This window comes from Listeria immobilis, assembly GCF_014322845.1.
Lineage (GTDB): Bacteria > Bacillota > Bacilli > Lactobacillales > Listeriaceae > Listeria > Listeria immobilis.
Genome location: NZ_JAASUA010000004.1, coordinates 174,004 through 193,845, shown reverse-complemented (window position 1 = coordinate 193,845; position 19,842 = coordinate 174,004). Strand labels below are relative to the sequence as shown.

General features: G+C 36.1%; 19 protein-coding genes. 10 read left to right on the top strand and 9 right to left on the bottom strand.

What is annotated here, in order from left to right; translation table 11 throughout:
- Nucleotides 1-83 precede the first annotated feature (83 nt).
- Together pdxS and pdxT are read left to right on the top strand one after the other, a co-directional pair.
- Entirely contained in the window at nucleotides 84-971 is an 888-nt protein-coding gene (pdxS, locus tag HCJ45_RS07560; protein ID WP_185346111.1) for a pyridoxal 5'-phosphate synthase lyase subunit PdxS, read from the top strand.
- Nucleotide 972: 1 nt separating this feature from the next.
- On the top strand, nucleotides 973-1,539 hold the full coding sequence (gene pdxT, locus HCJ45_RS07555; protein WP_185346109.1) for a pyridoxal 5'-phosphate synthase glutaminase subunit PdxT: 567 nt from the start codon (nucleotides 973-975) through the stop codon (nucleotides 1,537-1,539).
- A 42-nt stretch (nucleotides 1,540-1,581) separates the two neighbouring features.
- On the opposite strand, the gene pta is transcribed toward pdxT, so the two are convergent.
- On the bottom strand, nucleotides 1,582-2,559 hold the full coding sequence (gene pta, locus HCJ45_RS07550) for a phosphate acetyltransferase (protein ID WP_187124397.1): 978 nt from the start codon (nucleotides 2,557-2,559) through the stop codon (nucleotides 1,582-1,584).
- Between the two features lie 318 nt (nucleotides 2,560-2,877).
- Between pta and HCJ45_RS07545 the strand changes: the two genes are divergently transcribed.
- From HCJ45_RS07545 to HCJ45_RS07535, 3 genes are read left to right on the top strand one after another with little or no spacing between them, the layout of a single operon-like run.
- Nucleotides 2,878-3,105 carry a FeoA family protein gene (locus tag HCJ45_RS07545; RefSeq protein ID WP_185346105.1) on the top strand — a complete coding sequence of 76 codons (228 nt, stop codon included), beginning with the start codon at nucleotides 2,878-2,880 and terminating at the stop codon, nucleotides 3,103-3,105.
- The gene (feoB, locus tag HCJ45_RS07540) at nucleotides 3,102-5,096 is read left to right on the top strand and encodes a ferrous iron transport protein B (protein WP_187124396.1); all 1,995 of its coding nucleotides are present in this window, start codon (nucleotides 3,102-3,104) and stop codon (nucleotides 5,094-5,096) included. The genes HCJ45_RS07545 and feoB overlap by 4 nt, the downstream gene beginning before the upstream one ends.
- A gap of 14 nt (nucleotides 5,097-5,110) precedes the next feature.
- A complete protein-coding gene (locus HCJ45_RS07535; protein WP_187124395.1) occupies nucleotides 5,111-5,284 on the top strand; it encodes a FeoB-associated Cys-rich membrane protein in 174 nt (57 codons plus the stop codon).
- Between the two features lie 37 nt (nucleotides 5,285-5,321).
- Here HCJ45_RS07535 and HCJ45_RS07530 read toward each other — a convergent pair whose 3' ends face one another.
- The 3 genes from HCJ45_RS07530 to HCJ45_RS07520 form a co-directional block, all read right to left on the bottom strand.
- Nucleotides 5,322-6,170 carry a metallophosphoesterase gene (locus tag HCJ45_RS07530; protein ID WP_187124394.1) on the bottom strand — a complete coding sequence of 283 codons (849 nt, stop codon included), beginning with the start codon at nucleotides 6,168-6,170 and terminating at the stop codon, nucleotides 5,322-5,324.
- Between the two features lie 81 nt (nucleotides 6,171-6,251).
- Nucleotides 6,252-7,208, bottom strand: coding sequence for a mannose-6-phosphate isomerase, class I (gene manA / locus HCJ45_RS07525; RefSeq protein WP_187124393.1), 957 nt, complete (start codon nucleotides 7,206-7,208; stop codon nucleotides 6,252-6,254).
- Between the two features lie 80 nt (nucleotides 7,209-7,288).
- A complete protein-coding gene (locus tag HCJ45_RS07520) occupies nucleotides 7,289-8,020 on the bottom strand; it encodes an NADPH-dependent oxidoreductase (RefSeq protein ID WP_187124392.1) in 732 nt (243 codons plus the stop codon).
- A 125-nt stretch (nucleotides 8,021-8,145) separates the two neighbouring features.
- On the opposite strand from HCJ45_RS07520, the gene HCJ45_RS07515 reads away from it, so the two are divergent.
- The 4 genes from HCJ45_RS07515 to HCJ45_RS07500 all read left to right on the top strand — a co-directional run bounded on the left by HCJ45_RS07515 (nucleotide 8,146) and on the right by HCJ45_RS07500 (nucleotide 12,119).
- Nucleotides 8,146-8,376, top strand: coding sequence for a helix-turn-helix domain-containing protein (locus HCJ45_RS07515; protein WP_187124391.1), 231 nt, complete (start codon nucleotides 8,146-8,148; stop codon nucleotides 8,374-8,376).
- Nucleotides 8,377-8,458: 82 nt separating this feature from the next.
- On the top strand, nucleotides 8,459-9,214 hold the full coding sequence (gene hemQ, locus HCJ45_RS07510; RefSeq protein ID WP_187124390.1) for a hydrogen peroxide-dependent heme synthase: 756 nt from the start codon (nucleotides 8,459-8,461) through the stop codon (nucleotides 9,212-9,214).
- Between the two features lie 207 nt (nucleotides 9,215-9,421).
- Nucleotides 9,422-10,189 (top strand): ABC transporter ATP-binding protein, encoded by a 768-nt coding sequence (locus HCJ45_RS07505; RefSeq protein WP_185381373.1) that lies wholly within the window; start codon nucleotides 9,422-9,424, stop codon nucleotides 10,187-10,189.
- The gene (locus tag HCJ45_RS07500) at nucleotides 10,176-12,119 is read left to right on the top strand and encodes an ABC transporter permease (protein WP_187124389.1); all 1,944 of its coding nucleotides are present in this window, start codon (nucleotides 10,176-10,178) and stop codon (nucleotides 12,117-12,119) included. Before HCJ45_RS07505 ends, HCJ45_RS07500 begins: the two co-directional genes overlap by 14 nt.
- A gap of 106 nt (nucleotides 12,120-12,225) precedes the next feature.
- Here HCJ45_RS07500 and HCJ45_RS07495 read toward each other — a convergent pair whose 3' ends face one another.
- Nucleotides 12,226-13,050, bottom strand: a complete 825-nt coding sequence (locus tag HCJ45_RS07495; RefSeq protein ID WP_187124388.1) for a hypothetical protein — start codon at nucleotides 13,048-13,050, stop codon at nucleotides 12,226-12,228.
- 61 nt (nucleotides 13,051-13,111) lie between these two features.
- Between HCJ45_RS07495 and HCJ45_RS07490 the strand changes: the two genes are divergently transcribed.
- A complete protein-coding gene (locus HCJ45_RS07490) occupies nucleotides 13,112-13,573 on the top strand; it encodes a GNAT family N-acetyltransferase (RefSeq protein WP_187124387.1) in 462 nt (153 codons plus the stop codon).
- Nucleotides 13,574-13,606: 33 nt separating this feature from the next.
- On the opposite strand, the gene glmM is transcribed toward HCJ45_RS07490, so the two are convergent.
- From glmM to HCJ45_RS07470, 4 genes are all read right to left on the bottom strand, one after another.
- Nucleotides 13,607-14,959, bottom strand: coding sequence for a phosphoglucosamine mutase (gene glmM, locus HCJ45_RS07485; RefSeq protein ID WP_185346073.1), 1,353 nt, complete (start codon nucleotides 14,957-14,959; stop codon nucleotides 13,607-13,609).
- Between the two features lie 235 nt (nucleotides 14,960-15,194).
- Complete coding sequence (locus HCJ45_RS07480; protein WP_187124424.1) at nucleotides 15,195-16,559, bottom strand: CdaR family protein; 1,365 nt, start codon at nucleotides 16,557-16,559, stop codon at nucleotides 15,195-15,197.
- Nucleotides 16,559-17,380 (bottom strand): diadenylate cyclase, encoded by an 822-nt coding sequence (gene dacA, locus HCJ45_RS07475; RefSeq protein ID WP_185346071.1) that lies wholly within the window; start codon nucleotides 17,378-17,380, stop codon nucleotides 16,559-16,561. Before dacA ends, HCJ45_RS07480 begins: the two co-directional genes overlap by 1 nt.
- A 185-nt stretch (nucleotides 17,381-17,565) precedes the next feature.
- Complete coding sequence (locus HCJ45_RS07470) at nucleotides 17,566-19,830, bottom strand: glycoside hydrolase family 65 protein (protein WP_187124386.1); 2,265 nt, start codon at nucleotides 19,828-19,830, stop codon at nucleotides 17,566-17,568.
- Nucleotides 19,831-19,842: the final 12 nt, after the last annotated feature.

Sequence of the window (19,842 nt, the reverse complement as noted above, 5' to 3'; positions counted from 1 at the left end):
TCCAATTGGCCGTTTGTACGAAATGGGTTTTATCTTATCATAATAATCAGGTAATTTCAATTAAGTTGATGGAGGTTATGAATATGGAAAAAAAAGTTGGTACTGACAGAGTAAAACGCGGAATGGCGCAAATGCAAAAAGGCGGCGTCATTATGGATGTAGTAAATGCAGAACAAGCAAAAATTGCCGAAGATGCTGGTGCAGTTGCTGTTATGGCACTTGAACGTGTTCCTTCTGATATTCGCGCAGCTGGTGGAGTAGCTCGTATGGCTGACCCTCGTATTGTTGAAGAAGTTATGAATGCTGTTTCAATTCCTGTTATGGCAAAAGCACGTATTGGCCATATCACAGAAGCACGCGTTTTAGAAGCAATGGGTGTTGATTATATTGATGAAAGTGAAGTATTAACTCCTGCTGATGACGAATTTCATTTATTAAAATCTGATTTCACTGTTCCATTCGTTTGTGGCTGTCGTGATATTGGTGAAGCATTACGTCGAATTGGAGAAGGTGCTGCCATGCTTCGTACTAAAGGAGAACCCGGAACAGGTAATATCGTAGAAGCTGTACGTCATATGCGTCAAGTCAATGGCCAAATCCGCCAAATTGCAGGCATGACAGATGATGAGTTAATGGTTGCTGCGAAAAATTTTGGTGCGCCTTATGAACTAATTAAAGAAATTAAAACACTTGGTAAGCTGCCTGTTGTTAATTTTGCTGCTGGTGGAATCGCTACTCCGGCTGATGCTGCTTTAATGATGGAACTCGGAGCAGATGGCGTATTTGTCGGTTCAGGAATTTTCAAATCAGATAATCCAGCTAAATTTGCTAACGCTATTGTCCAAGCAACTACTTATTATACTGACTATGAATTAATCGGAAAACTTTCCAAAGAACTAGGCTCTCCGATGAAAGGAATCGAAATATCCCGCCTAAATCCAGAAGATCGCATGCAAGATCGGAGTTTTTAAGATGAAAACAATTGGTGTTCTTGCAATTCAAGGAGCGGTGGATGAACATGTTCGGATGATTGAATCCGCTGGTGCTCTTGCAAAAAAAGTAAAGCATGCAGATGATTTAGCTGGACTAGATGGACTTATTTTGCCTGGCGGAGAGAGTACAACGATGCGCAAAATAATGAAGCATTATCATTTAATGGAGCCTATTCAAGCATTCGCTAAAGAAGGGAAAGCTATTTTTGGCACTTGTGCTGGACTTGTTCTCTTATCTAAGGAAACGCAAAGTGGTGAAGAAAGTTTAGGTCTACTGGATGCAGTATCGGTTCGAAATGGTTTTGGTCGTCAAAAAGAAAGTTTTGAAGCGGATTTATCTGTAGATGTTTTTGGGCCTACTCCCTTTGAAGCTATCTTCATTCGTGCCCCCTACTTAGTATCTGCAACTAGTGATGTAACTATATTAGCAACAGTGGATGAAAAAATCGTTGCAGCTAGACAAGCTAATATTCTTGTAACAGCTTTCCACCCTGAATTAACGGATGATAATCGCTGGATGCGGTACTTTTTAGAAAAAATTGTATAAAAAAAAGCAGTAGATTTAAGCGAATCTACTGCTTTTTGCTAATTATTTATTAACTGCTTGTGCTGCTGTAATTAATGTTAAGTTATAAACATCATCTGTATTACAACCACGAGATAAGTCATTAACAGGTGCGTTTAAGCCTTGTAAAATAGGACCAACAGCTTCAAAGTTTCCTAAACGTTGAGCAATTTTATAACCAATATTTCCTGCTTCTAAGCTTGGGAAAATAAATACATTTGCATCACCTTTAATTACGGAGCCAGGTGCTTTTTTCTCTGCAACAGTTGGAACAAAAGCTGCATCAAATTGGAATTCACCATCAAGTGTTAACGCTGGTGCTTTTTCTTTTGCAAGTGCCGTTGCTTCTATTACTTTTTCTGTTTCATCAGATTTAGCGGAACCTTTAGTTGAGAAACTTAACATAGCAACACGCGGGTCAATGCCAAAAATTGCCGCTGTTTCTGCACTAACAATTGCATTTTCAGCCAAGTCTGCTGCAACTGGTGCGATATTGATTGCTACATCACTGAATAAATAGCGCTCTTCTCCACGAACCATAATCATTGCTCCAGCCACTTTACTTACGCCTGGTTTTGTTTTAATAATTTGCAGCGCTGGACGAACTGTATCGCCCGTTGAATGAGCTGCACCACTTACTAATCCTTCTGCTTTACCTGTGTATACTAGCATTGTTCCAAAATAATTTGGATCTGCAAGCATTTTACGAGCAGCTTCTTCTGTTGCTTTACCTTTACGACGTTCCACAAATGCAGCCACTAATTCATCAAAAAGTGGATCTGTTGCAGGTTCGTGAATAGCAATCCCTTCAATAGAAACACCGATTTCTTTTGCTACAGCTTCTACTTCACTTTTATTTCCAAGTAAAATTGGTGTAACAATATTTTCTTTTTTTAGACGTGCTGCAGCTCCAACAATACGTTCATCCGTACCTTCTGGAAGTACAATTCGCACATTTTTCCCAGTAACTTGTCCTTTAATCGTCGTAAATAAATCGCTCATGTGTTATTTTCCTCCATTAATATAAAATGTTATAGTTACCATTTTACTATAAAAACAATCAACTTGATAGGCAAAAACCAATTAAAAACAGCACTGCTACTTATTTCCGTGTATCAATACAGACGTAAAAAGGCATGATATTAAGAAAAACTCCCCTCTCTTTTTAAGAATTTTTTTACTGTTATATCATACTTTTTTGCCACTTACATAATTAAATCGAAAAAAAGCTTCATATTAAAACATATTCGTGATAAAATGAACATAGTTGATAATGATTATCATATTCATTACATAATTTAAAAGGAGGCCTGTTTGATTATGCAATTAAATGAAACTGCCGTCGGTGATAAAGTTCGCATTGCTGAGTTTAAACTAGAAAATTCCATGCTTAAACGCCGCTTACTTGCACTTGGTTGCGATGAGGGTTGTGAAATTTGTATCAAACAAAAAGGATTATTCGGCGGACCATGTACATTTGAGACAAAGGGACAATATATTAGTATTCGGCAATGTGATGCTTGTGCCATAATGGTGGAACGCAGATGAGTCAAAACACCTATTGTTTACTTGGAAACCCGAATACAGGAAAAACCTCTTTATTTAATGCACTAACTGGCTCCTATGAATATATTGGAAACTGGAGCGGAGTAACGGTTGAAAAGAAAGTCGGTACTTTACGTTCAAAAACCGGAAAACTGATTGATTTGCCTGGTATTTATGATTTAAACCCTATTTCTCGTGATGAAACTGTTGTTACCCGTTATTTATTAGAAGAAAAATTTGATTGTATGTTAAATATTGTTGACTCCTCACAAATTGAACGAAACTTAAATTTAACCATTCAATTACTTGAGTTTGGCGCGCCTGTTGTCATGGGCCTTAATATGATTGATGTTGCGACAGGACGCGGTATCCATTTAAACATCCAAAATCTTGCGAGAAAATTACGAATTCCCATTTTACCAGTCGTTGCTAGATCAGGTAAAGGTACAGATGATATTCTTACTACTTTATCTGAAAAACATGTAGCTCCAGCAATTCCCCTTGTTTTGCCATATGGAGATTTAGCAGAAAAAGCTATTAGTACCATTATGGAATTAACAAAAGGGGTTATCGCGCCTAAACAATCACGCTGGCTAGCAGTACAATTTCTTTCAAAAAATGAAGTTACCGAAGAATTTTTAGAAATGACTCCTAATTTCGAACAACTCATTACTATTCGAAACGAACTTGATAAAGCACTTGATGGCAATATAGAAAATCATTTCCATCAAATTCGTGCCAATTATATTCATGATATTTGTTTAACCGCAGTTGAATATACTCGCAATTCTGACACTCCTTTGTCTGATAAGCTAGATAGAATCTTCACCCATAAATTATTAGGAATTCCTCTTTTTTTAGGAATTATGTGGTTAATCTTTCAAATAACCTTTACTTGGGTTGGTGCTCCGCTATCAGATTTACTGGACGGTTTTATTGGCGGTACGTTCACTGACTGGGTAACTTCTGCTTTAACAACTATTGGTGCATCTGGCTTTATAATCGATTTGATTACAGACGGAATTATCGCAGGTGTTGGTGGAGTTCTCGTCTTTGTACCACAAATTCTTGTTATTTTCTTCTTTATATCAGTTTTAGAAGACTCTGGTTATATGGCGCGAATAGCTGTTGTTATGGACCGGATAATGGAGCTTTTCGGTCTAAATGGTAAAGCATTCATTCCAATGATTATCGGTTTTGGCTGTAATGTTCCGGGAATTATGGCGGCAAGATCCATTGAAGAATCGAAGGAACGAACACTAACCATACTCGTTTCACCTTTTATGTCTTGTTCCGCACGTCTTCCAGTGTATGCACTTTTTGTGGGCGTATTTTTCGAGAAATATCAAGCACTTGTTGTGTTGTCGCTTTATGTTATCGGTATTTTAATAGCCCTAATTGTTACTAAAATTCTTTCAAAAACATTACTTAAAAAAGATAATTCTGTTTTTGTTGTTGAACTTCCACCTTATCGTCTTCCTTCTCTTAAGACTTTATGGCGTAGTACATGGGAAAAAGGAAAAGGATTTTTACGGAAAGCTGGAACATTTATTTTTGCTGGTTCCGTCGTTATTTGGTTACTTAATTATGCCGGACCATCTGGCTTTGATGTCCCAATGGGTGAAAGTTTCCTAGCTATTATCGGTGGTATAATTGCACCTTTACTTGTTCCACTTGGTTTTGGAACTTGGCAAGCTGGTGCAACTCTTATTCCAGGATTTCTTGCAAAAGAAGTAGTTGTTTCAACGATGGCAATCATCTATACAGTTGGTGAAAGCTCTCTCGGAAGTGTGGTTAGTTCCTTTTATACGCCACTTTCCGCTTACTGTTTTATGCTCTTTATTCTACTGTATATTCCTTGTTTAGCAACCGTTGCCGCTATTCGAAAAGAAACAACTTCGTGGAAATGGACAGCCTTTTCTGTAGCCTATCCACTTGTCACTGCATATGTAATTGTCTTTCTTGTATATCAGATTGGAAGTCTATTCGTTTAAGGAGGCTCTTTAGGATGAGTATTATCGTTAATTTACTACTAGGTGGCGCCATTTTTGGTTATACTATCTATGCAATTATTAAATTTATTAAGCGTAGTAAAGAAGGAAAGTGTGGCGGTTGCGAATTGGAAAAAGCATGTAACTGCGAAACTGAAGAACATCCAAACTTGGATCATATATTTAAATAAAAGAAAGAGCTGAATGGAAATCATTCGGCTCTTTCTTTTATTTAGGACGTATTATCACTTCCACTATTTCATACGGATTTCCTAACCTAGGAAAGGCCTTTTGATGAAAACTTCCTGCTCCAAGCCCTGCGGAAATAATCATCTTCTTGCCATTTTTCGTATGTTCTCCGTAAACATATTTTGGTAATATTAAGCGTTGAGGTCCTGGCGCAATAGCCCCTATATTAGTGTAAGGAATCCGAATAATTCCACCATGCGTATGTCCACTTAAGGTTAAATCAAAATCATTTGCAACATATAACTCAAAATAATCCGGCATATGCGATAGCAAAACTTGATAATAAGCAGGATCTTGTTGCTTTTTAATCTCTGCTAATCCCTCTTCGTAATAGGGATAATCGAACGTTAACTTCGCACTACTACGCAAACCAGACATTTGAAATTTTTGACCATTTACATCAATTGTTGCGGTTTTATCTTCTAGGTTAATGACACCCGCTTCTTTCAAAAAAAGCTTGTAGTCATCTTCATAAGCATCCTTAACATCATATTCATGATTTCCCGGCGAAAAATACACAGGGGCAATTTCGGTTAATTGCTTTACTAATGACTTGGGAACACTATCTCCTTGCTTATCAAAAAGATCTCCAGTAATCGAAATTACATCTGGCTTTAATTCAGCTACCTTTGTAACAAGCTTACTATTATTCTCACCAAACTCGCTAAAATGCAAATCAGATAATTGCACAAGTTTTATTTCTGAGTCGATTTTAGTAGTTGTGACTTCATATTGTTTTATCGTTAAACGTGTTCCAGCAAACCAGCCAATAATAAGCAAAATAATAACTATGCCTGCTACGATAAGTAATTTGATTTTCCAAGTCATTTTTTCACCTCTAAGTTGCTTTTTTCGTTTTATTTTCTATAAAAAAAGCTTTGCTGCCGAAACAGCAAAGCCCACATTTCCTTATTTTACAGGAGGATTAGAAACAATCGCTGTGATTTTGCCAGTTATTTCCCAATTTTTCACTTCATTTGGTAAAACGAAATGGTCCCCTTTTTTAATAGCTTGTTCATTTCCATCAATGGTAAGTACAGCTTCCCCATCTAAAATACTAACTAGCGTATATGCCGCTTTCGCTGTATATTTAGCTAAGCCATCTACTTCCCATTTATAAACACTAAAGAAATCATTGGAAACAAATGTAGTTTCAGTTAGACCACCACGAGTTTCTGTATGAATATCTAGTTTTGCATCAACGTGTGGCGCTGTTGTTACATCAATCGCTTTATCTAAGTGTAGTTCTCGTAAGTTTCCTTCTGCATCTTTACGATCATAATCATATACACGATAAGTTGTATCAGAGCTTTGTTGTGTTTCAAGCACTAATGTCCCTGTACCAAGCGCATGAATCGTACCACTAGGAACATAATAAAATTCACCCGGTTTAATCGCTACTTTGCGAAGTAATTTATCCCATTCACCATTTTTTGCCCAGCTAGCAAATTCTTCCTTACTAGCAGCTTTATGCCCATAAATTAATTCCGCACCAGGAGCGCAGTCAATAATATACCAACATTCCGTTTTGCCAAGTTCACCATTTTCGTGCGTTTTTGCATATTCATCATTCGGATGCACTTGTACAGAAAGGTCTGTATTTGCATCTAAAATTTTAGTTAGTAGAGGAAACACTTCTTCTGTTGGATTCCCAAAAAGTGCCGGATTTTCTTGCCACAATTCAGCTAGTGTTTTCCCTTTAAATTCTCCATTTTTAATTACGGAAGGTCCATTTGGATGAGCGGAAATCGCCCAGTCTTCCCCAGTTGTATCGGACGGAATATCATAACCAAAGTAATCGTGTAATTTTGTTCCCCCCCAAATTCGGTCTTGAAAAACAGGGTTTAAAAATAATGCTTCTGTCATTATCAACTTACCTCCATTCCAGCTTTTTCTGCTGGTTTTTGTCAACTAAAAGTATATACTATTAACCGCGAAGATGCTAGTTATTTTCCGCCCAAAAAGCCTCTTTCTTTGATTTGTTCGGTTAAATTTGGATAGTATGGTTTATCATAAAATTTCGCTAATCGCTCTGTAAAAGAAACAAAACCTTCTCGTTCTGAAAATGGAATGATTTCCTTATCATAGGCTTCTAGTAATGGCATAACATCCGTTTGGTATGTTTCTTCAAAATAAACAGCTTCTTTTGGTAATCTTGGTTTTACTGGGGCTTCGACATCTGGAACACCAATACAAAGTCCAACTACGGGCATAACAAATTCGGGTAAATGAAGGAATTCAGAAGTTGCAGTGATATTCCTTCTTAAGCCACCAATACAAATAGTGCCATAGTCAAGCGATTCAGCAGCAGTTAGCGCATTTTGCATACTTAGACCAATATCTGTTGCCGCAACCATTAGCAAATCTTCCTCACCAGAAATTTGGAAACTTTTCCCATGCATCTCACTAGCAATTTTCACTCGATAAAAATCTGCTACAAAGCATAGAAACACAGAACATTCAGCTATGTATGGTTGATTACCGCAAAGTTCTGCCATTTTATTTTTGCGCGCTTGATCTTTTATTGCAATAATTGAATAGTGCTGTCCATTAATCCAAGAAGGAGCGCTTTGAGCTGCACGGATAATTGCATCCAACTTTTCCTCAGGTATCGTTACGTCCTTTTTATATTTACGAAATGAGCGATGATTTCTAAGCAACTTTAAAACCTCATTCATATTTCTACCTCCTAATTTTTAATTTCATTAGTTAAAGTATAGCTTGTTTTTGGGCAATTGTTAATGTTTTCCCTTGTATTTTCACGAGATATTTTCTAAACTTAAAAAGAAAGAGGTGAAAAGGTATGGGCCAACAACAAATTGACTTTAAATGGTTAGAAGAAAATTTCCTCACCGCAAATGAAGCAGCAGCGTTTTTAGGTATTTCAAAACAAGCGCTCCTTTCCCTAGCAAAACGTAATGTTCTCCCCTATACGAAAAAAGGCAACATGATTCTCTTTCACCGAATAGACATTGAACTTCGCTTAGAAAATCAACAAAGTTTGCGTAAAAAATATCGTCCATTTGAAATCTAGATTCACAAACAGCGAAACAGACGAACATAGTCTGATATGGTACACTTTAGTTAGTGATATTATAAACAAGGAGTGATACATAGTGAATGAAGCAGTAAAAACATTAGATGGTTGGTTTTGTCTTCATGATTTTCGTTCGATAGATTGGGCGGCTTGGCGTGAATTAAATCCAACTAACCAAGAACTAATGTTAAATGAATTAAGTCATTTTTTAAGTGATATGGAAATTACCAAAAATATTGGTGAAGGAGAACACACGATTTATAGCATTCTAGGTCAAAAAGCAGATCTTGTCTTTTTCACCTTACGAGATTCCCTTGAGTCTTTAAATGAAGTCGAAAATCAGTTCAATAAACTAGCCATTGCGGATTATTTATTACCAACCTATTCGTATATATCGGTTGTCGAATTAAGTAATTATCTTGCTTCTCATATGGCAGGTGGCGAAGATCCTTACCAAAATAAAGGTGTTCGTGCAAGACTGTATCCGGCTCTTCCGCCTAAAAAGCATATTTGTTTTTATCCAATGAGTAAAAAACGTGACGGTGCGGATAACTGGTATATGCTCCCAATGGAGGAACGTCAAAAACTTATCCGTGATCATGGGATGATTGGCCGTACCTATGCAGGTAAAGTACAACAAATCATTGGCGGCTCGATTGGTTTTGATGACTACGAATGGGGTGTCACTTTATTTTCTGACGATGCACTTGAATTTAAACGCATTGTTACTGAAATGCGTTTTGATGAAGCAAGTGCTAGATATGCAGAATTTGGCTCATTCTTTATCGGAAACCTATTACCTTCAGAAGAACTATCTAAACTATTTACCATTTAATAAGTAGAAACCGGAATTCCTAGTAACAAATCTATGTTGTAACGCAGATTTGTTTACGGGAATTCCGGTTTTTTTATTTCACTAAACTAACAATTTTGTAAGGATAATTATTATAATTGTCATTTGAGACGATGGAATCAAGCTATTTTTAACGTTAGAATAATACATATACTTATTAGAATTTAGTTTATTTAAGGAGCGAAAACAATGGAAACAGTTTTACAAGCAAAAAATGTTCGAAAAATTTATGGAATTAAAGGCAATGTCTATACTGCTCTTGAAAACATCAGTATTGATATTAAAAAAGGAGAATTCACAGGTATTATGGGTCCTTCTGGTGCCGGAAAATCCACACTTTTAAATGTATTATCCACGATTGATAAACCTACATCTGGTGAGATTATGATTTCCGGGCAAGAACTGGAAAATATGGATGAACAGCAAATGTCTATGTTCCGCCGCAATAAATTAGGGTTTATTTTTCAAGATTACAACTTACTGGATACACTTACTATTCGTGAAAATATAATTTTACCACTTGCACTTGCCAAACGACCTGTAAAAGAAATTGATGCCAAACTTGCTGTTATTGGCGAAAAATTTGGTATCACAGAAATTCTTGATAAATATCCAAATGAAGTCTCCGGAGGTCAAAAACAACGTACTGCAGCATCCAGAGCAATCATTACTTCCCCAAGTCTGATTTTTGCCGATGAGCCAACAGGTGCACTTGATTCAAAATCAGCTAGCAACCTATTAGAAAGTTTGCGGGATTTAAACGAACAAGATGAGGCAACAATTATGATGGTAACCCATGATGCTTTTGCAGCAAGTTTCTGTAAACGAATTTTATTTATTAAAGATGGCGAATTATATACTGAAATCTACCGTGGAAGCAAAACACGTAAGGAGTTCTTCCAAAAAATTCTTGATGTGCTTGCTAAACTGGGAGGCGACGCAGATGACGTTATTTGATTTAGCGAAAAAAAATATTCGCCATAATTTTGTTCATTACTTTTTATATTTTGCCTCGATGATTTTTAGTATTATGATTTATTTTACCTTTCTCGTACTCTCAAAAGATCCATCTGTAGTAGAACGAATTGATAAATCGACCAAATTATCCACTGCTTTTTCCACTTCTTCGGTGATTTTGCTTATTTTTGTAGCGATTTTCATTCTATACTCCAATAATTTCTTCACTAGAAAACGCAAAAAAGAGATTGGACTTTATTCCTTACTTGGCTTACGAAAAAAAGAAATAGGTCGAATGTTGTTTTATGAAAATTTCTTAATGGGTCTTGGCGCCCTAGTAATTGGTATTTTAGCAGGTACTCTGCTTTCCAAAATTTTTGTTACTATATTACTGAAGCTAATTAATATTGAAAACATCGGTGGTTTTGCTTTCTCGTGGGGAGCTGTCATTCAAACTAGTATCGTCTTCCTAATCATCACCTTGTTTACATCCTTCTCAGGTTACCGAATTATCTATCGCACTACATTAATAGATTTATTCCATTCTGAGGCAAAACGCGAAAAAAGCCCCAAACCATCGTTCATTTTAGCATTACTTTCACTATTATTTATTGCGCTCGGTTATACAATCGCTGGGCAACCACTTGATGCAAAGGGATCCATCTGGATAAAACTTGGACTGCCAATTGGTGCGCTAATTATTTTAGGTTCAGTTATTGTAGGAACAGCTCTTTTTATTACATTCTTCCTGCCTTATCTACTTACAAAATTGCGAAATAATAAGAAACTTTTTTATAAAGGAAGCAATATTATTTCCACATCACAATTAACATTCCGAATTTCGTCAAATGCTAAAACATTGATTGTTATTTCTATTCTTAGTGCCACAACGCTTTCTGTTATTGGTACAATTAGCAGTATTTACTATCAAGCAAATAGTTCAGCCAGCACGACAGCTCCATCCAGTTTTGAATATATTATTCCAAAAGATACATCTATCAATAAAAAAATCATCCAAACAGCTGGTAGTGATTCAGACCATCCAATCGAGTCCAAACAACAAAGTACGTACTACATTGTTCCAGCAAAAGAAACAAACCCCGATTTTATTGAATATAGTGTAAATGAAGGTTTCCCTGTTATTTCAGAATCTGATTATAATGCACTTGTTAAAAATCAAGGAAATAACGAAAATGCTGTACAGTTAAAAGAAAACCAAGCTCAAATGGTTCTTTCATTTATGTATGATGATCGCTCCAAAGAAGAAATGATTGGAGAAAAATATCATTTAATCGCACCAGGAAGCCCAACAGTTCAAATTAAATCTGTCGTGCAAGACTCACCACTTGGAACGGTTCCTGGGCTACTTGTTTTAGCCGATAGTCAAGTAAAGAAAATCGCCGCAGACAAAAATATTCAACCTGTTAATCTTGAATCCATTTCCATTAAAAATGCCAAAAACGCCAAAGAATTAAATGAAAAAATGCAAGCAGTCACACCAAAAGATAGTATGTTACTTTCATATAACGCTACTTATCAAGAAATCATTACTGTTACAGGCGTACTTCTTTTCATAGGAATGTTCATTGGCTTCGTCTTCCTAGCAGCGACAGGAAGCATCATTTACTTTAAACAATTAACAGAAGCTTATAATGATATTGGTACTTTTGATATTCTGCAAAAAATCGGACTTAATCGTAAAGACATTCGGAAAACACTTGCTAAACAGTTACTAGTTGTATTCTTAATTCCACTAGTAATCGGCATTTTGCATAGTAGCTTTGCGCTAGTTGGACTTTCGCATATGTTGCTTTTAGATTTAACAATGCCCGTAATTATTTCCACAGGAATCTACACGTTAATGTATATTGTCTATTACTTCCTTACGCTAAATAGTTATACCAATATCGTTGTAGGGAAAAAACAATAAACCCAAATTAATTTTAAAAGAAAAACAAGCAGAAATCTTATATATTCCATAAAAATGGTTTTATATAAGGTTTCTGCTTGTTATTTTAATACTAGATTTAATCGTATTATTTTTTAGCAATATAAGCAAATATGCTAGAAATAAGCGCCGAAGCCCCCATCAGAAATTGCATACCAAATACTTGGCGTTCATTGTTTCCAAATGTAATAGCTAGATTATCTTTTGCAAAATCAATCCAATTATTCACAGATAAGTAATTCGTAAATAAAATAAATGAGGCTCCTAGCAATATCCCAATCAACAAATAAGAAACTTTTCGCCATGAAAGAATAGTTACCATGATAAATATGATAGCCATAAAACAAGCAAAATACGCATCTAACGGCATTGTAAATAAATAGCCTTCTTTTATACTATCGGAATGAAGTTGTTTAAAAATAGTCACCGCTGCAAATACGGCGGTTACTGCCCCGATAAGCGAAAAAAAGCCAGCTGCATATCGCCATTTTGTTTTCCAACTCTGATCCGTTAGCCCTTCTCGTTTAGGCATTTTAGATGACATAACTAACAAGATTAAAACTAAAATCCCCGCAATAAATAGGATGGTTCCTGACCATTCAAAGGGAGCATTCTTTTTAATTTCAGCTAAGATTCTAATTTGATAGTAATATACCGAAAAACCTTGAAACAGAATAAAACAAACGGTCAAAATAACACTACCCAGCCAAAATTTTTCATTCCTAATTAAACAAAATCCTAAAATAAAAAAACCTAAACCAAATATTAATATTACCCAATAATTCCAAACAATAATAAAATTATTTTCTTCCACACTAAAATAACCTACTATAGCACTGACAAAACTATATAACTGTGTCACACCAAGTGCAACTAGCAAACTACCACATACGCCTCTTAATTTATCAGGCAATTTGCCCACTTCCCTTCCTATTTTTCATTTACCATGTTAACCTAAAATCGAGGTGATAAAAATGAACTGGAAAATCTGGGACAAAAGCCAGCCAGTACCACTTGAACTCCTTCTTGAAGCTGATCCTAGCGAAATCCAAATCAAGAAATATCTGGAAAAATCTATTGTCTTTGAATGGCAAAATTCCGAAAAAACTATTGGGGTAATCTGTCTTTTACCATTAAACAAGCATCAACTAGAAATCATGAATATAGCAGTTCTTCAACCTTTTCAAAATAAAGGGATTGGAAAAAAGCTATTAGAAAAAGCTTTCGATTTTGCAAAAAGTCATCATTTTTCTGAAATTATCGTCAAAACTGGAAATTCGAGTATTAATCAGCTAGCATTCTATCAAAAAAATGGTTTTCGAATGCAACAAATTATACCAGATTATTTTTCCGACCACTACCCTGAACAAGTTATTATCGAAAATGATATTCCTTGTTTAGATCAAATCATTTTACTAAAACTAGTAAAATCCTGATGACAAATATCATCAGGATTTTTGTTTTCTCGTTTAGTCGTTAAGTGCCATTTCCGCGCGGACAACAGCTGAAATACGTTCGCAGTATTCATCTGTTTCATCTTTTGAAGCAGCTTCTACCATGACTCTTACAAGTGGTTCTGTTCCAGATGGACGAACTAGAACACGGCCGTTACCTGCCATTTCAGCTTCTACTTCACTAATTACTTTACTAACTTGCGGGTTGTCTGTTACATGATTTTTATCACTAACCCGGATGTTTTCTAATTTTTGCGGGAATGTTTTCATTTCAGAAGCAAGTTCTGATAATTTTTTCCCAGTTGCTTTCATTACATTTATTAATTGAATTCCGGAAAGAAGTCCATCCCCTGTTGTATTATGATCTAGGAAAATAATGTGACCTGATTGTTCTCCACCAAGATTATAATTACCTTCACGCATCGCCTCAACTACGTAACGATCCCCAACAGCTGTTTGTACATCTTCAATGTTAAGCTCTTTTAACCCCTTATAAAAACCTAGATTACTCATTACAGTAGAAACAATTGTATTACTATTTAATAGACCTTGTTCGCGTAAATACTTCGCACAGATAAACATTATTTTGTCACCATCAACAATTTGGCCGATTTCATCAATAGCAATTACTCGGTCTCCGTCTCCATCAAATGCTAAACCAACATCTGCTTTCTTATCTAAAACAAAGGCAGCTAAGGCTTCTGGATGTGTAGAACCAACGCCATCATTGATATTAAGCCCATTTGGAGAAGCTCCCATAGAACTAATATCAGCATCTAAGTCTGCAAATAAATGTGTTGCAAGTCCAGAAGTTGCTCCATTAGCGCAATCTAAAGCGATATGATAGCCATTAAAATCATTTTCAATTGTTTGTTTTAAGTATTGAATATATTTTTGCTTTCCTTCAAAGTAATCGCTAACCGTTCCTAAACCTTCTCCACTTGGGCGAGGTAGTGTATCTTCTGCCGTATCAAGAAGCTGTTCAATCTCTTCTTCTTGGTCATCAGAAAGTTTAAAACCATCTGAACCGAAAAATTTAATTCCATTATCGTCTACTGGATTATGACTAGCTGAAATCATTACACTAGCGGATGCTCCTTGTGCTTTTGTTAGATACGCTACTCCTGGAGTTGAGATTACTCCTAAACGCATTACTTCTATACCAACTGAAACAAGTCCAGCGATTAAAGCAGATTCAAGCATTTCTCCTGAGATTCTTGTGTCACGCGCAACAAGCACACGTGGATGTTCCCCTACATGACGAGTTAAAACATAACCGCCCATTCGTCCTAATCGAAAAGCTAGTTCTGGTGTTAATTCTGAGTTTGCTACCCCTCTAACTCCATCCGTACCAAAATATTTACCCATTTTATTACTCTCCTTCTAAGTCATTCATTATCTAAATGATTTTTGTTTGTTGTTTTAGTTTTATTTTTTCCTAATTCTGGTTTTATCTACTTTCTTTCAACCATATACCTGTTATTATACCTTTTTTAAGAAAAAATTTCATCCTTCTGCAATAAAGTGTTGTTAATTCTCATTCTTTTCTATGTAAAAATATAAAATAAGGAGTACGAGACTCTAAATCCCATACTCCTTATTTTTATGTGTTCTTGGATGGAACGGTATTCTGTGCTTCTTTTTCCTTAATAATAAAATCTGCTGATACTGGATTAACTTCATAAGCAACATTATCTGGTAAACCGTTCACTTCCAGCGGAGTCGAGAAGTCCCCAGCATTTCCTTTACTTAAGTTAGCGATAACACTTAAATCTTTTGCTACGATGCTATCTACCGTTTTTTTCTCACCAGTAATAGTTACAGTAACTTTACCATTTGCAGGTGTAACCATTTGTGCGTCCAATGTATTTTTTAGTCCGCTCATATACACTTGCATATCTGAGAATGATTTAGATACTTTAGATTCTTTTGTGTCTGTATCTTCTGAGTCATTGGTAGTTGTATCATTTGATTCAGGTTCTTTTTTGTTTTCTGTGCTGTTTGTATCGCCACTTGCTTCAGACTTTTTTATAGTTTTTATTTTAACCTCTATTGTCGTTGGTTGGACGGATTTTGCTCCAGTTGGAACTGGGACCGTCACTTCTTTTACAGTATCGGCTTTTATTTTTGTTACATCAATTGGGATTTCAATTTCTTTTATTTTATCAAGGACCGTATCATCCCCCACCACAACCACTTCTGACTTATCAGGAGTTATGCTGGAGATTTCAATATCACTCTCTGGTGTTCCTTCTTGATTGATTTTAATTGGAACAGATTTCCCAACTTTCTCAACAGGGACGGTAACTTCTACTTCTTGCGGACTTACTTCCACATCGAGTTTATTTAAGTTACTATCAAAAACGGAAACGGTAGCTTTATCGGTGAATTCTGATTTATGCTTCCCATCACTTTCTAAGGTTGCCTTGACATAAGCGATTTGTTCAATCGTGTCTTTTGCCCCAGTAATTGATACTTTTTTAGGATCAACAACGGGTGTACCAGCTTGGTATCCATCCGCAATGACTGATTTACTTAACTCTACATCTACAGAGAATTTCTTTGTTACTTTTTCTTGAACATTAACATTAACGGATACAGGGTCTACTTTTACTTTAAGACGATCAGAAATGTCTTTCACTTGTAGTTTAACTTCTTGGGTACCAATGGAGGCATTTCTTAAATCAGCATAAACAGTAAAATCTTGTTGTGCTTTAGCAGATTGGACAATGCTTCTTGGTCCAGAAATTGTTACAGTAACGGTTTCAGGAACCCCTGAAATATATAAATTAGTTTTATCATAATACACTTTTACTGGTACATTCTCGATTACTTCTGTGTCGCTTGAAGCAGTGGTGGAGAGGCTTGTTGCACTATTATTACTCGCATTAACCGATGTAAATAGGATAGCAGCAAGTAATAAAGCTATAATCCGAATCGACCATTTATTATTTAAAATTCGATCCATCATTCGCTTTGCCCTCCTTTCCATTTAGAAAAGATAGAAGGTTTTTTAGCTGTAACTGTCACTAGTTCTTTTAGAAGAATTTTATGTAACTCTTCTTCTGAAACATCACGGAAAAGTTCTCCGCCTTTTGTTAATGAAATTCCGCCTGTTTCTTCGGATACAACTATTGTGATACTATCTGTTACTTCACTAATTCCAAGTGCTGCTCTGTGTCGTGTTCCAAGTTCTTTGGACAAAAACGGACTATCAGAAAGCGGCAGATAACTCGCAGCCGATGCAATTTCATTTCCTTTAATTATAACGGCGCCATCATGAAGCGGCGTATTGGGAATAAAAATATTAATTAATAACTGAGAAGAAATTTTTGCGTTTAATGGAATGCCTGTTTCGATATAATCATCCATCCCCGTATCTCGTGCAACAGAGATTAATGCTCCGATACGACGTTTCGCCATATATTGGGTAGATTTTTCGATAGATTCGATTAGATGGTGTTGTTCACGCTCAATTCTTGAACCATAACGAGTAAAAATATTCCCTCGACCAAGCGTCTCTAGAGCACGGCGCAATTCTGGTTGGAAGATAATTATGATTGCAAGAAATCCCCAAGTAAGCATCTGATCCGTAATCCATTCTACTGTTTGGAGACCAAAAAATCCGCTTAATAGTTTTACTGCAATGATGATAAAAATACCTTTTAATAATTGAACTGCTTTTGTCCCTCGGATTAGCATGATCACTTTATAAATTACAAACCATACGACAAGAATATCTACAATGTTTGCTAGATAGTGCAATATCGACATATTGGAAAAATCCATCACTTCACCTCCGCGCCTTTTGTAAACCTTTTATGCTATTTTAGTAGTCATTTAATTGTTCACTTTCTTTATTATAGCATAAGAGACCGGGTGGAAAAAGGAATCATCCTGCCAAAAATTGGAAAGATTTGTTAAAGAAAAAAACTTGCTGAAAACATTTTACAAAGTTTTCAACAAGTTTTTTATTAATTTATTGGTATAGTTATTGATGTTTCAAGTGAATAGTTTTCCTTATACATTTCTAAATCTATTGGTTCTCCGTGACAAAGTTTAATTGTCACGTCTCCTTTAGCAACATTCACTTCTAGCAAACGATCGCGGAAGTTGATCTTAAAACGGTAATTGCTCCACCCATTTGGTAAAAATGGCGCAAATTGAAGTTTTCCATTTGAAATTCGCATGCCTGCAAAGCCTTGAACAATGGAAAGCCAGCTTCCTGCCATGGATGTAATATGCAATCCATCTTCTGTATCATTATTAATATTATCTAAATCCAGACGTGCGGTCCGTTTATAAAGTTCTACCGCCTTATCATATTTGCCAATTTCCGCAGCTAAAACAGAATGAACAGCTGGTGATAGACTTGATTCATGAACAGTTAATGGCTCATAAAATTCAAAGTTACGCTGTTTTGTATCAAAATCGAAATCATCATGAAATAGATATAATCCTTGTAGCACATCCGCTTGTTTAATGAAGCAAGAACGTAAAATTTTATCCCAAGACCAGTTTTGATTGATAGGTCTATCTTCCGGTTTAAGTGTATCTGTTGAACGTAATTCTTTATCCAGAAATGTATCATGCTGAACAAATATTTGCCATTTTTCATCAAACGGATAATACATTCTATACACAATATCTTCCCATTTAGCTAGTTCGAATTCTGTAATACCAAAACGCCTTTTCGATTCATCATTTAAATTTTGAAGAGTATAGCGAATCGTCCAAGCAGCAATATAGTTGGTGTACCAGTTATTACTAACATTATTATCGTATTCATTTGGCCCAGTTACTCCATGAATCATATATTTGTCTAAACGATCAGAAAGATGCACGCGGTCTGCCCAAAAACGAGTAATTTCTGTTAAAACTTCGATACCATCCGTTTTTAAATAAGTCTCATCACCCGTATAATTTGTGTAATTATAAATCGCATAAGCAATTGCGCCATTTCGATGAATTTCTTCAAAAGTGATTTCCCATTCATTATGACATTCAATCCCCGTGAAAGTAACCATTGGGTAAAGTGCTCCACCTAAGCCGATTTTCTGCGCATTGATTTTTGCACCGTCCAGTTGCTCATGACGATACTTCAACAAATTATGGCTAACAGACTTATCTGTTAGTGATAAATACATCGGTAGCGCAAATGCTTCTGTATCCCAATAGGTTGCCCCACCATATTTTTCTCCAGTAAATCCTTTAGGGCCAATATTAAGACGGGCATCTTCTCCATAATAAGTAGCAAATAATTGAAATATATTAAAACGGATTCCTTGTTGCGCTGAATCATCCCCAGCAATTTCAACATCTGCTTTGTCCCATCGTTCGCGCCATCCAGCAATATGTGCTGCGAGCAACTCGTCATAGGAACTAGCTTGAAGGTTTTGTAAAATGTTTTTACCAGCATTTAAAAGCGCTGCATCTTCATAATCACGAGAAGTTGTAATCACAACTCGTTTTTCGATTCGTGCCACTTCCTTCGCCTTTAATTCAAAATAATAGCTATTTTCTGCATAAAGTGATTTCGTTTGGTTTGTTTCTTTTTTCGCATTGCTGCGGTTCTCCATCACGGCTGAAACAGTGAAGCGCGGTGTCCCAAAGTTATTTGGAATTGTTTTTGTAACTAGCGCTCCCTGATGTTCACTAGCGCTTTGTTCTACTTCTTGCCAAAACATTTCTTCATAATTAGCATCTTCATTTTGCACATTGCCATCCAAATAAGAAGATAATTCGACTGTAGCATCACTTAACGCTTCCACTTGATAATGAATAACTGCGAGTTCCTTTGTGGCTACACTTAAGAAACGTTCTGCTGAAATCCGGAAAGACTTGTTATTTTTAACTACTGTAAAATGACGACTCAGCGTTCCTTTTTCCATATCTAAGGTAAGTTCAAAATCACTTACTTCATCTGTAAATAAATCTAGTTTTTCACCGTCCAGTCGTACGTCAATCCCAATAAAATTTAATCCATTAATGACTTTACCAAAATAATCCGGATAGCCATTTTTCCACCAACCAACACGCGTTTTATCAGGAAACCAAACACCTGCATAATATGTTCCAATATGGCCATCGCCGGAGTATCCTTCTTCAAAATTCCCGCGCATTCCCATGTAACCATTACCAAGGGAAGTTAAACTCTCTTGCAACCGTCTATTTTCTTTATCTAGTTTGGTTGTTCGTAATGTCCATGGACTAATCTCAAATAATTGTTTCTGTGCCATACTAAATCCTCC